This is a genomic window from Streptomyces qinglanensis, from assembly GCF_900111245.1.
GTDB classification, from domain to species: domain Bacteria; phylum Actinomycetota; class Actinomycetes; order Streptomycetales; family Streptomycetaceae; genus Streptomyces; species Streptomyces qinglanensis.
On record NZ_FOGO01000001.1, the window covers coordinates 96,502 to 108,794 of the forward strand.

13 protein-coding genes are annotated in these 12,293 nt (G+C 70.8%); 1 reads left to right on the forward strand and 12 read right to left on the reverse strand.

All coding sequences use genetic code 11. From position 1 onward, the window contains the following. Window positions 1-282: 282 nt before the first annotated feature. Window positions 283-2,145 carry an endonuclease/exonuclease/phosphatase family protein gene (locus tag BMX65_RS00455; protein ID WP_420856794.1) on the forward strand — a complete coding sequence of 621 codons (1,863 nt, stop codon included), beginning with the start codon at window positions 283-285 and terminating at the stop codon, window positions 2,143-2,145. Between the two features lie 87 nt (window positions 2,146-2,232). Here the strand turns inward: BMX65_RS00455 and BMX65_RS00460 are convergent, their stop codons facing one another. From BMX65_RS00460 to BMX65_RS00515, 12 genes are all read right to left on the reverse strand, one after another. Then, window positions 2,233-3,216, reverse strand: a complete 984-nt coding sequence (locus BMX65_RS00460; protein WP_074998100.1) for an EI24 domain-containing protein — start codon at window positions 3,214-3,216, stop codon at window positions 2,233-2,235. 144 nt (window positions 3,217-3,360) lie between these two features. Beyond that, window positions 3,361-4,347 (reverse strand): 2,3,4,5-tetrahydropyridine-2,6-dicarboxylate N-succinyltransferase, encoded by a 987-nt coding sequence (dapD, locus tag BMX65_RS00465; RefSeq protein ID WP_074998101.1) that lies wholly within the window; start codon window positions 4,345-4,347, stop codon window positions 3,361-3,363. 10 nt (window positions 4,348-4,357) lie between these two features. Then, window positions 4,358-4,978, reverse strand: a complete 621-nt coding sequence (locus tag BMX65_RS00470) for a TetR/AcrR family transcriptional regulator (RefSeq protein WP_074998102.1) — start codon at window positions 4,976-4,978, stop codon at window positions 4,358-4,360. Continuing rightward, window positions 4,978-5,298 (reverse strand): DMT family transporter, encoded by a 321-nt coding sequence (locus BMX65_RS00475; protein WP_074998103.1) that lies wholly within the window; start codon window positions 5,296-5,298, stop codon window positions 4,978-4,980. The genes BMX65_RS00470 and BMX65_RS00475 overlap by 1 nt, the downstream gene beginning before the upstream one ends. A gap of 122 nt (window positions 5,299-5,420) precedes the next feature. Further along, complete coding sequence (locus tag BMX65_RS00480) at window positions 5,421-5,750, reverse strand: metal-sulfur cluster assembly factor (protein ID WP_027759495.1); 330 nt, start codon at window positions 5,748-5,750, stop codon at window positions 5,421-5,423. Then, window positions 5,747-6,247, reverse strand: coding sequence for a Fe-S cluster assembly sulfur transfer protein SufU (gene sufU / locus BMX65_RS00485; protein WP_074998104.1), 501 nt, complete (start codon window positions 6,245-6,247; stop codon window positions 5,747-5,749). The genes BMX65_RS00480 and sufU overlap by 4 nt, the downstream gene beginning before the upstream one ends. Before the next feature lie 9 nt (window positions 6,248-6,256). Beyond that, window positions 6,257-7,513, reverse strand: a complete 1,257-nt coding sequence (locus BMX65_RS00490) for a cysteine desulfurase (RefSeq protein WP_074998105.1) — start codon at window positions 7,511-7,513, stop codon at window positions 6,257-6,259. Continuing rightward, window positions 7,510-8,274, reverse strand: a complete 765-nt coding sequence (gene sufC, locus BMX65_RS00495) for a Fe-S cluster assembly ATPase SufC (RefSeq protein WP_074998106.1) — start codon at window positions 8,272-8,274, stop codon at window positions 7,510-7,512. Before sufC ends, BMX65_RS00490 begins: the two co-directional genes overlap by 4 nt. Window positions 8,275-8,281: 7 nt before the next feature. Then, a complete protein-coding gene (locus BMX65_RS00500) occupies window positions 8,282-8,617 on the reverse strand; it encodes a non-heme iron oxygenase ferredoxin subunit (RefSeq protein WP_019358339.1) in 336 nt (111 codons plus the stop codon). Then, window positions 8,614-9,795, reverse strand: a complete 1,182-nt coding sequence (sufD, locus tag BMX65_RS00505; protein WP_074998107.1) for a Fe-S cluster assembly protein SufD — start codon at window positions 9,793-9,795, stop codon at window positions 8,614-8,616. The genes BMX65_RS00500 and sufD overlap by 4 nt, the downstream gene beginning before the upstream one ends. A 201-nt stretch (window positions 9,796-9,996) precedes the next feature. Continuing rightward, window positions 9,997-11,418 (reverse strand): Fe-S cluster assembly protein SufB, encoded by a 1,422-nt coding sequence (gene sufB, locus BMX65_RS00510; RefSeq protein WP_019358341.1) that lies wholly within the window; start codon window positions 11,416-11,418, stop codon window positions 9,997-9,999. Then, window positions 11,415-12,224: a helix-turn-helix transcriptional regulator gene (locus BMX65_RS00515; protein WP_074998108.1), complete on the reverse strand. Its 810-nt coding sequence runs from the start codon at window positions 12,222-12,224 to the stop codon at window positions 11,415-11,417. The genes sufB and BMX65_RS00515 overlap by 4 nt, the downstream gene beginning before the upstream one ends. Window positions 12,225-12,293 lie beyond the last annotated feature (69 nt).

A 12,293-nucleotide genomic window follows, 5' to 3' on the forward strand; every position in this document is an offset into this window, starting at 1 on the left:
GCTCCCGCAGGCCGGACATCAGCACCGGCACCAGCACCAGCCGACGCCCGCGGCGAGAAGACCAGGAGCACGTACTCGGCGTGGACCGCGGAACCGATGCTCCCCGGCCCGGCACACGGCACCGAGAGGTGACCAAGTTGTCACCACCTTGACAACTGGCGTCCGCCCGCCATGCTTTACGCGCGTAGAGAATGCTTGCCCACCGCTGTCCGCGCTCCCCCACGCCCCCGGAGGCCCCTGGTGCCGTTCCGCTCTAGGTCCGTACCGCCCCGCTCCCAGTCCGTGCGGCCCCGCTCACCGATCCGGCGGCTCCGGGCCGCACCGGCGGCCGTCGCCGCCGCCTGCTGCGGGCTGCTCGTCCTGCCCTCGTCCGCCGGGGCCGCCGACGCGCCCGGCACCGACTCCGCGCACGCTCCGCGCATCCACGACATCCAGGGCCGCACCCGGCTCTCCCCGTTCGCGGGCCGGGAGGTCACCGGTGTACCCGGCATCGTCACCGGTGTCCGCGACTTCGGTGCGGCCCGCGGCTTCTGGCTGCAGGACCCGCACCCCGACCACGACCGGGCCACCAGCGAGGGGATCTACGTCTACACCGGAGGAAAGAGCCCCGGAGTCGAGGCCGGCGACGCACTGCGGGTCTCCGGGAAGGTGCAGGAGTACTACCCGGGCGGCAAGGAGGCGGGCAACCAGTCGGTCACCGAACTGAGCGGTGCCACCTGGCGGACCACCGGCCACCGCTCGCGCGGGAGGCTGCCGAGGGCCGTCCGGCTCACCGCCCGCTCGGTACCGGAGGCGTACGCGCCGGACGCGGACGGCAGCAGCATCGAGAACCGGCCGCTGCGGCCGGGCCGTTATGCGCTGGACCGCTACGAGTCGCTGGAGGGCATGCGCGTCTCCGTGCGCGACGTGCGGGTCACCGGGCCCACCAGCCGCTACCACGACCTGTGGGTGACCACCGATCCGGACCAGCACCCGACTCCGCGCGGCGGCACCCTCTACGGCTCCTACCGGGACCGCAACGGCGCCCGGCTGAAGGTCTCCTCGCTGCTCCCCCTCGACACGCACCCCTTCCCGGAAGCCGACGTCGGCGACGCGCTGCGCGGCACCACCGAAGGCCCGCTGGACTACGAGCAGTACGGCGGCTACACGCTGCGCGCCACCGCACTGGGCGAGCACCGGGACAACGGCCTGGAGCGCGAGCGGACCCGCGAACAGCGCCGGAACGAACTGGCGGTGGCGACGTACAACGTCGAGAACCTCTCCCCCGCGTCCGAGCCCGCCAAGTTCGAGCGGCTGGCCGAGGGGCTGGTCACCAACCTCTCCTCGCCCGACATCGTCACCGTCGAGGAGGTGCAGGACGACTCGGGGCCGCGGGACGACGGCACGGTCGGCGCGGACCGGACGCTCGCGAAGCTCACCGAGGCCGTCCGCGAGGCGGGCGGGCCCTCCTACGCGTGGCGGCAGATCGACCCGGAGGACAAGGCGGACGGCGGCCAGCCCGGCGGCAACATCCGCGTGGCCTTCCTCTACAACCCGGCACGGGTCTCCTTCACCGACCGGCCCGGCGGCGACGCCACGACTCCGGTGCGGGTCCGGGAACAGGACGGCGAGCCCGCGCTGTCCGCCTCACCGGGCCGGATCGCACCGCGGGACGCCGCCTGGGAGGACAGCCGCAAGCCGCTGGCGGGCGAGTTCCGCTTCCGGGGCCGCACGGTCTTCGTGATCGCCAACCACTTCAGCTCCAAGGGCGGCGACCAGCCGATGGAGGGCCGCTTCCAGCCGCCCGCCCGGCACTCCGAGCAGCAGCGCGTCGCCCAGGCCGAGGTGGTCAACGGCTTCGTGCGCACGCTGCGGGACGTCGACCCGAAGGCCGTGGTCGTGGCGGGCGGGGACTTCAACGACTTCCCCTTCTCCCCCGCCCTGCGCACGCTGCGCTCGGGCCACGCACTGACCAGCCCGCTCGACCGGCTGCCCCGCGACGAGCGCTACGGCTACGTCTACAACGGCAACTCCCAGGCCCTGGACCACCTGCTGACCAGTCCGGGTGCCGGGCGGCCCGAGTACGACATCGTCCACCTCAACGCGGAGTTCGCCGACCAGATCAGCGACCACGATCCGGCGGTGGTCCGGATCACGCGCCACTGACCGGCGGAGTTCGGAAGCCCCGCTCCGGGCCGGCTGCGGCGGCGGGCCCTCGGCGCGGCCCCGGGCCGCCGCTCACCGGCGAAACGGTCAGGCCCGCCGGGGCGGCTTGCCGCCTCCGGGCCCGTGCGGCGGCGGGACGACAGGCTGTCCGCCGTAGGGGGGTGCCCCGGCCCGGCCGTGGGGCGGGGCACCCGGTGCGCCGTAGGGCGGTACCGGAGGGGTGCCGTACGGGGAGCCGGGCGCTCCGGGCGCCGGGCCCGGCCGACCGGCCGGACCGTGCGGCAGCGGCCCCCCGGCGCCCGGCGCCGCGCCCGGGGCACCGGGGGCGGGCCGGGTTCCGGTGAGGTCCCGCACCAGCAGGGTCGCGCCCGCGACAGCACCCGGCATCAGCGGGACGGCGAGCAGCGGCACCAGGAAGGCCAGCGCCAGCGGCACTCCGAAACCCAGCGCGAGGGCCTTGCGCCGGCGCAGCATCGCCAGCCGCTCCCGCACCGGGACGCCCCGGCGCTGCAGCCCGACGGAGGCGAGCTCCAGGGTGAGGAAGAAGCCCGCGACACAGAAGCCGAGGGCCGGGACGACGCTCTGCCCGAGCACCGGGACGAAGCCGAGGAAGAAGAGCGGGACCGTGAACAGCAGCGTCCGGAAGAGCACATAGGCGCTGTCGCACAGCGAGGTCCACAGCTCCCGCCACAGGGGCTGGTCGACGACCTGCTCGGGCAGCCCGCCCTCGCTCTCCTCGACCCGCTCGGAGAGCTTCTCGTAGAACGGCTCGCCGATCAGCAGGGTGACCGCCGCGAAGGTCACCACGGCCAGCATCAGCACGGCGCACCACAGCATGACCGCGAAGACACCGCGGGTCAGGGCGCGGCCCGTGGTGTCCCAGTCGTCGGCGAAGGGCGTGGCCCACGCGGCGAGGTCGTCGGCGTAGAAGCCGAGCGCGACGAGGGCCGCCGCGTAGAGGACGAACGTGATCAGCGCGGGCAGCAGCCCGAACCCGAACCACCGCCCGTGGCTGAGCACCCACCGCTGTCCCCGCCCCAAGTACCGCAGCCCGGCCCCAAGATCACGCATGCCCGCAAGCCTACGGCCTACGGGCCCGGGGGCGGGACGGGCGCCGGCGCCGCTCTCCCGATCGGTTGCGCAGTTGTGACGCCGGGCCGCCGCGCGCCCGCTCCCCCACCGGTGACGTGGCGGTGCGGGCGCGCGGGCGGTCGCTCAGTTGTGGCTGTGCAGCGCCTCGTTCAGGCCGCCCCACGAGCCGCTGCGCTGCAGGGCCTCGACGGCGCCGGTGACCGAGTTGCGGCGGAAGAGCAGGTTGTTGGCGCCGGACAGCTCCAGCGCCTTGACGATCTTCCCGTCCGGGAGGGTGACGCGGGTACCGGCCGTGACGTAGAGGCCCGCTTCGACCACCGAGTCGTCGCCGAGCGAGATCCCGATGCCCGCCTCGGCGCCGATCAGGCAGCGCTCGCCGATGGAGACGACCTGCTTGCCGCCGCCGGAGAGAGTGCCCATGATCGAGGCGCCGCCGCCCAGGTCGGTGCCGTCACCGAGGACGACGCCCGCGCTGATCCGGCCCTCGACCATGGAGGTGCCCAGGGTGCCGGCGTTGAAGTTGCAGAAGCCCTCGTGCATGACGGTGGTGCCCTCGGCGAGGTGCGCGCCCAGCCGGACCCGGTCGGCGTCGCCGATCCGGACGCCCTTGGGGACCACGTAGTCGGTCATCCGCGGGAACTTGTCCACGCTGGTCACCGCCAGGTGCGCGCCCGAGGCACGGGCGGCGAGCCGGGCCCGGTCGACCTGGTCGACCGGCACCGGACCGAGGTTGGTCCAGGCGACGTTGGCCAGGTGCGCGAACTGCCCTTCGAGGCTGAGGCCGTGCGGGCGGACCAGGCGGTGGCTGAGCAGGTGCAGGCGCAGGTACACGTCGTGCGCGTCCAGCGGCTTGTCGTCCAGGGAGGAGATGACCGTGCGGACGGCGACGATCTCGACGCCGCGGCGCGGGTCCTCCCCGAGGGCCTCCGGTGCGGCGCTGCCGAGCAGCTCGGCGGCGCGCTCTGCGCTCAGCCGCTCGCTGCCCGCCGGGCCGGGCTCCGCGACGAGCTCCGGGTTGGGGAACCAGGTGTCCAGGACCGTGCCATCGGCGACGGTGGCGAGGCCGGCGGCGACGGCGCCGGTGGTGCGGGGAGTGGGTGCGTCGGTCATACCTCGAACGCTATCCGGATCCGGCGGGCGATGACGAACCGGTCCACGGGCCGGTCGGGGCTGAACGCTCGCCGTCCGCGGCCGGGCCCGGATCGCCGAGCACCCGGGCGAGCGCCGAGCGGACCTCCGTCCGGTCGAAGGGGCGGTCGGTGAGCAGGATCTGCAGCAGCAGTCCGTCGATCAGCGCCGCGAGTGCCCGGGCCGTGGCCGGGTCGGAGGTGTGCCGGCCGACCACCTCGACCCAGTCGTCGATCCAGGCCGCCGCGACCGGCTGGAGCGGCGGGCGGCGCAGGGCGGCGAGGTAGAGCTCGTACTCCAGCCGGATACGTCCGTGCGCTCCCGAGGCGTACTCCTCCAGGATCCGCACCATCGCGTCCAGCAGCGATTCCTGGCCGGACAACTCCCGGTCCCAGGTCTCGATCTCGGACTGCGGCCCGCAGGTGACCTGCTGGAGCGCCGCGACGAGCAGATCGTCCAGGCTTCCGAAGTGGTAGGTGGTGGAGCCGAGCGGTACGTCCGCTTCGGCCGCGACCGAGCGGTGGCTCAGTGCCGTGATGCCCTTCAGCTCCACCAGCCGGATGGCGGCATCGATGATCCGCTGCCGCCGCTCGGGGTCGTATCGCCGTCCCATCAGTGCGCGCCTCCCAGGTTGAGCACCACGACTCCGCAGATCACCAGCAGCAGGCCGAGGATCTTCGCGGCGGTGACCGACTCGCCGATGAACACCATGCCGATCAGCGCGATCGCCGCCGTCCCCGCACCGGACCAGATGGCGTAGGCGGTCCCCACGGACATGCTCTTGAGCGTCTGCGCGAGGAGCACGAACGCCACCAGATAGCCGGCCGCCGTCAGCAGCGAGGGCACCAGTCTGCTGAAGCCCTCGCTGTACTTCATCGCGGTCGTCCCCAGTACCTCCGCGAGAATCGCCGCCGCCAGCGTCATATACGTCATACGTACGAGCGTACACAACGTTGCGTACGGCCGTACACAAGAAATTCCGGCCACGCGAACGGCCGCGCACCCCGAGGGTGCGCGGCCGTTACCCGCCGTACGCGGAACTGCTGCCGGAGCGCTCAGACGTTGAAGCCCAGCGCCCTGAGCTGCTCGCGTCCGTCGTCGGTGATCTTGTCGGGACCCCACGGGGGCATCCAGACCCAGTTGATCTTGAGTTCGTTGACGATGCCCTCGGTCGCGGACTGCGCCTGGTCCTCGATGACGTCGGTCAGCGGACAGGCCGCCGAGGTGAGCGTCATGTCGATGGTCGCGATGTTCGCGTCGTCGACGTGGATCCCGTAGATCAGGCCGAGGTTGACGACGTCGATACCCAGCTCCGGGTCGACGACGTCCATGAGCGCCTCGCGGACCTCTTCCTCGCTCGCGGGCTTGGTGGTCATCTCGGTCATGTCGTCTTCTCCTTGGCCGAGTCGGCTTCCCCCGGCTCCTGCGCGCTCGCGTCCGCCCCGCTGAACGCCTTCGATGTCGCGTCCTTCCACGCCATCCAGCTCAGCAGCGCGCACTTCACCCGCGCCGGGTACTTCGAGACCCCGGCGAACGCCACGGCGTCCTCCAGCAGGTCCTCCATGCTGTCGTCCGGCTCGAGCTGACCCTTGGACTGCATCAGCTCCAGGAACGTCTCCTGGATCCTGCGGGCCTCGGGCAGTTCCTTGCCGACCAGCAGCTCGTTCAGCACCGAGGCGCTGGCCTGGCTGATGGAACAGCCCTGCCCCTCGTACGACACGTCCTCGATGGTGTCGCCGTCGTACCGCACACGCAAGGTGATCTCGTCACCGCACGTCGGGTTGACGTGGTGCACCTCGGCATCGCCGTCGCGCAGCCCGCGCCCGTGCGGATGCTTGTAGTGGTCCAGGATGACTTCCTGGTACATCGAGTCCAGCTTCACCGACAGCCCCTAAGCGAAGAAATTCCGTACGTGTTCCAGCCCGTCCGCCAGGGCGTCCACCTCGGCGGGCGTGGAGTACAGATAGAACGACGCTCGCGTGGTGGCAGGAATTCCGTACCGCAGGCAGACCGGGCGGGCGCAGTGATGGCCCACCCGCACCGCGATGCCCTGCTCGTCCAGCACCTGGCCGACATCGTGCGGATGGATGTCACCCAGCGTGAAGGAGATCGTGGCACCGCGGTCCTCGGCCGTGGCGGGGCCGATGATCCGCAGGTCCGGGATCTCCTGGAGCTTGCGCACCGCGTACTCCGTCAGCGCCTGCTCGTGCTGGTGGATCCGGTCCATACCGATCGCGCTGAGGTAGTCGACGGCGGCACCGAGCCCGACCGCCTGCGCGATCGGCGGAGTGCCCGCCTCGAACTTGTGCGGCGCCGGAGCGTACGTCGACGAGTGCATCGTGACGGTCTCGATCATCTCCCCGCCGCCGAGGAACGGCGGCAGGTCGTTGAGCAGCTCCTGGCGCCCCCACAGCACGCCGATGCCGGTGGGGCCGCACATCTTGTGCCCGGTGAAGGCCACGAAGTCGGCCTGCAGCGCCTGCACGTCCAGCACCATGTGCGGGGCCGCCTGCGAGGCGTCCACCACGACCAGCGCACCGACCTCCTGGGCCCGCCGGACGATCTCCTCGACCGGGTTGAAGGTGCCCATGATGTTGGAGACCAGCGTGAGCGCCACCACCTTGGTGCGCTCCGTGATCAGCTCCTCGATCCCGGCCATGTCCAGCCGGCCCTCGTCGGTGAGCCCGAACCACTTCAGTTTCGCGCCGGTGCGCTGCGAGAGCAGCTGCCACGGAACGATGTTGGAGTGGTGCTCCATCTCCGTGATGACGATCTCGGTGTCCCGCTCGACACGGTAGGGCTCATCTGCCCAGCCGAGCATGTTGGCCACCAGGTTGAGCGACTCCGAGGCGTTCTTGGTGAAGATCACCTCGTCACGGCTGGGCGCGTTGATGAACGCCGCGACCTTGTCGCGCGCGCCCTCGTACAGCGCCGTGGCCTCCTCGGCCAGCACGTGCACACCGCGGTGGACGTTGGCGTTGTGCTTCTCGTAGTAGTCGGCGAGGGCGTCGAGCACCTGCGCCGGCTTCTGCGAGGTGGCGGCGTTGTCCAGGTAGACGACCTTCTGCCCGTCGTGCACCAGGCGGTCCAGGATCGGGAAGTCCTTACGGATCGCCTCGGTGTCCAGTAGACCCGGGAGCTGTGTCACGCAGTGGCACCACCCTTCACGTACTCCTCGTAGCCCTCTTCCTCCAGCTTGTCGGCCAGCTCGGCACCGCCGGACTCGGCGATCCGCCCGTTGGCGAAGACGTGCACGTGGTCGGGCTTGATGTAGCGCAGGATGCGGGTGTAGTGCGTGATCAGCAGGGTGCCCACGTCGCCGGTCTCCCGGACCCGGTTGACACCCTCGGAGACGACGCGCAGCGCATCCACGTCGAGGCCGGAGTCGGTCTCGTCCAGAATCGCGATCTTCGGCCTCAGCAGCTCGAGCTGCAGGATCTCGTGGCGCTTCTTCTCACCGCCGGAGAAACCCTCGTTGACGTTGCGCTCGGCGAACTTCGGGTCGATCGAGAGGCGCTCCATGGCCTCCTTGACCTCCTTGACCCAGGTACGCAGCTTGGGGGCCTCGCCGCGGATGGCGGTGGCGGAGGTGCGCAGGAAGTTGGAGACGGAGACACCCGGGACCTCGACCGGGTACTGCATGGCGAGGAAGACACCCGCGCGGGCGCGCTCGTCGACGGACATCTCCAGGACGTCCTCGCCGTCGAGCTTCACCGAGCCGCTGGTGACGGTGTACTTCGGGTGCCCCGCCAGCGAGTAGGCCAGCGTGGACTTGCCGGAGCCGTTCGGCCCCATGATCGCGTGCGTCTCGCCCTGCTTCACGGTCAGGTCGACACCGCGCAGGATCTCGTTGGGGCCGCCCTCGGTTTCGACGGAGACGTGCAGGTCGTTGATCTCAAGCGTTGCCATGGGGACTTCAGGACTCCTGTGTGACGGAGACGAGCACAGCCGCATCGGGGCCGTCTCCTTCGATCTTGACGGGGTACACGGGGACGGGGCGGGTGGCGGGCAGCCCGGAGGGCTTGCCGGTGCGCAGGTCGAAGCGGGAGCCGTGCAGCCAGCACTCGATGGTGCAGTCCTCCACGTCACCCTCCGAGAGCGACACATTGGCATGCGAGCAGATGTCGTTGACGGCGAACACCTCACCCTCGGTGCGCACGAGGGAGACCGGGACTCCGTCCAGCTCCACCCGCAGCGGGGTGTCCTCCTCCAGGTCGCCCAGCGAGGCGGCCCTGACGAAGCTCTCGCTCATGAGACCGACGCCTCCAGCTCCGCCTCGATCCGGGCGATGAGGCGCTCCTCCACGTCCGGAATGCCGACCTGCTGGACGAGCTCGGCGAAGAAGCCGCGCACCACCAGCCGGCGCGCCTCGCGCTCCGGGATGCCGCGCGCCATCAGGTAGAAGAGCTGCTCGTCCTCGAAACGGCCGGTCGCCGAGGCGTGCCCGGCGCCGACGATCTCGCCGGTCTCGATCTCCAGGTTGGGCACCGAGTCGACCCGGGAGCCGTCCGTGAGCACCAGGTTGCGGTTCAGCTCGTAGGTGTCGGTGCCGGTGGCCGCCGCCTGGATGAGCACGTCACCGATCCACACCGCGTGCGCGTCCTCGCCCTGGAGCGCGCCCTTGTAGGCGACGTTGCTGCGGCAGTTGGGGGTGTCGTGGTCGACGAGCAGCCGGTGCTCCTGGTGCTGCCCGGCGTCGGTGAAGTACAGGCCGTACAGCTCGGCCTCGGCTCCCGGGCCGCCGTAGCTGACCCGGGGGTTGAGCCGCACCAGGTCGCCGCCGAAGGTGACCACGACCGACTTGAAGGTCGCGTCCCGGCCCACCAGCGCGTTGTGCTGCGAGCAGTGCACGGCGGTGTCGTCCCAGTCCTGCACGGAGACGACGGTCACCTTGGCGCCGTCGCCGAGCACGAACTCGACATTGGCCGAGCGCACCGCGTCACCCGTGTGGTCGATGACGATGACGGCCTCGGCGAAGGCGCCGACGTCGAAGACGGTGTGGCCGTAGGTCACGCCGCCCTCGCCGTGCAGGGAGACCCGCACCGGCTCGGTCAGCACCGCGTCCTTGGGCACCGAGATGACACTGGCCTTCTCGAACGCGGAGAACGCCTGCGCCGCCACCCGGTCCACCGGCTTGCCGGCGCGGCCGACGCGCGCGTCGTCCCGCGACACCTTCTCGACGGTGACCCCGTCGGGCGCGGACACCTCGGTCTTGACCGAGCCGGTCGCCTGCGCCGTACCGTCGTGCAGGCCCTTGAGCCGGTCCAGAGGAGTGAAGCGCCACTCCTCCTCGCGGCCGTGCGGCACCGGGAAGTCCGCCACGTCGAAGGACGGCGGAGCGCTCATCCTGGTGGCGGTGGTGGACTCTGCGGCCACCGCGATGGATCCCGTGGTGTTGGAACCGACGGGGATGTTCTGGGCCTCAGCCATGGCTGTCGTGTTGCTCGCTTTCTGCCTCTTTGTGTGCGCCCGCCTCCGGGGGCTCGGACCCGGCGCCGGCGTTCGATCGTGCTCGCTCCCTCGTCACCCGGGACCCGCGCGCGTTCTCCCTCTCGGCACCGGCGCCCCTTTCGGCTCGCTCACCTGGTCGGAGAAGGGGTCACGGATGACTCGGAACGGGGGTGGGCGGCGTCAGCCGACCGCCCCTTCCATCTGCAGCTCGATCAGCCGGTTCAGCTCCAGCGCGTACTCCATGGGCAGCTCCTTGGCGATCGGCTCGACGAAGCCGCGCACGATCATCGCCATGGCCTCGTCCTCGGACAGACCGCGGCTCATCAGGTAGAAGAGCTGGTCGTCGCTGACCTTGGAGACGGTCGCCTCGTGGCCCATCGTCACGTCGTCCTCGCGGACGTCGACGTAGGGGTAGGTGTCGGAGCGCGAGACGGTGTCCACCAGCAGCGCGTCGCACAGCACGTTGGACTTGGAGCCCTCGGCGCCCTCACCGATCTCGATGAGACCCCGGTAGGAGGTCCGGCCGCCGCTGCGGGCCACCGACTTCGAGACGATGTTCGAGGAGGTGCGGGGGGCCATGTGGACCATCTTGGCGCCCGCGTCCTGGTGCTGGCCCTCGCCCGCGAAGGCGACGGAGAGCGTCTCGCCCTTGGCGTGCTCACCCATGAGGTAGACCGCCGGGTACTTCATCGTCACCTTGGAGCCGAGGTTGCCGTCCACCCACTCCATGGTCGCGCCCTCGTAGGCCACGGCGCGCTTGGTGACCAGGTTGTAGACGTTGTTCGACCAGTTCTGGATCGTCGTGTAGCGGCAGCGGCCGCCCTTCTTGACGATGATCTCGACGACGGCCGAGTGCAGCGAGTCCGAGTCGTAGATCGGCGCCGTGCAGCCCTCGACGTAGTGCACGTAGGCGTCCTCGTCGACGATGATCAGCGTCCGCTCGAACTGGCCCATGTTCTCGGTGTTGATCCGGAAGTATGCCTGGAGCGGGATGTCGACGTGCACGCCCGGCGGCACGTAGATGAAGGAGCCGCCCGACCACACCGCCGTGTTCAGCGCGGCGAACTTGTTGTCACCGGCCGGGATGACGGTGCCGAAGTGCTCCTGGAACAGCTCGGGGTGCTCACGCAGCGCGGTGTCCGTGTCCAGGAACAGGACGCCCTGCTTCTCCAGGTCCTCGCGGATCTGGTGGTAGACGACCTCCGACTCGTACTGCGCGGCGACACCGGCGACCAGGCGCTGCTTCTCCGCCTCCGGGATGCCGAGCTTGTCGTAGGTGTTCTTGATGTCCTCGGGCAGGTCCTCCCAGGACTGCGCCTGCTTCTCGGTGGACCGCACGAAGTACTTGATGTTGTCGAAGTCGATGCCCGACAGGTCCGAGCCCCAGTTGGGCATCGGCTTCTTCTCGAAGAGCTTGTGCCCCTTGAGGCGCAGCTTGAGCATCCAGTCGGGCTCGTTCTTCTTCTCCGAGATGTCGCGGACGACATCCTGGGAGAGGCCGCGCTTCGCGGCTGCACCCGCGGCGTCGGAGTCGGACCAGCCGTACTCGTACTTGCCCAGCCCCTCGAGCTCAGGGTGAGCAGTCTCCGTAGGAGCGGTCATGCGGGGTTCCTCCCGGCGTCGTTCGCGTTGGTGGCGTTGCTGGTCTTCGGTGGTCGTGCGGGGTTCCTGGCTGCCGGGGGCTGGGCCGCGGCGGTCTCGGGGTGCGGATGTGTCCTGGGGATGAACGTCGTGCACACTCCGTCGCCGTGCGCGATGGTCGCCAGCCGCTGGACGTGCGTACCCAGCAGCCGGGAGAAGACCTCCGTCTCCGCCTCGCACAGCTGGGGGAACTGCTCGGCCGTGTGCGCCACCGGGCAGTGGTGCTGGCAGAGCTGCTCGCCGGCCTGCGCGGGCGCGTCACGCGCGGTGGCAGCGTACCCGTCCGCGGTCAGCGCCTGCGCCAGGGCCCGCACCCGGTCCTCGGGCGCGACCCGCTCCAGGGCCTCCTGGTACTTCTCCGCCTGCGCCTCCACCCGGGCGCGCGCGAAGGCCGCGACCGCGGCCTCCCCGACCTCGCCGTCGCCGGCGGTCCGGGCGATCCAGCGCAGGGCGTCGGCGGCGAGCTCGTCGTACGCCTGGTCGAAGGCGTCCCGTCCGCAGTCGGTCAGGGCGAAGACCTTGGCGGGCCGGCCCCGGCCGCGCGAGCCGTAGACCCGCTTGTCGCGGGGCTCCACGACGCCCTCGGCCACGAGCGCGTCCAGATGACGGCGGACGGCCGCCTGGGTCAGCTCCAGCCGCAGCGCCAGCTCGGCCGCGGTGGAGGGGCCGTGATCCAGGACGGAGCGCGCGACCTTGTTCCTCGTGCCGTGCTGTTCATCCTGCGCCGAGGGACCCGTCGCGGCTCCGCCGGTGGCCGGTGCGGCCATCGGTCGGTGCTCCCGAGCCTGGTCCCTCTTTTTCACAACGTCATTGTTGCTTAATTCCGCCGACCCGGG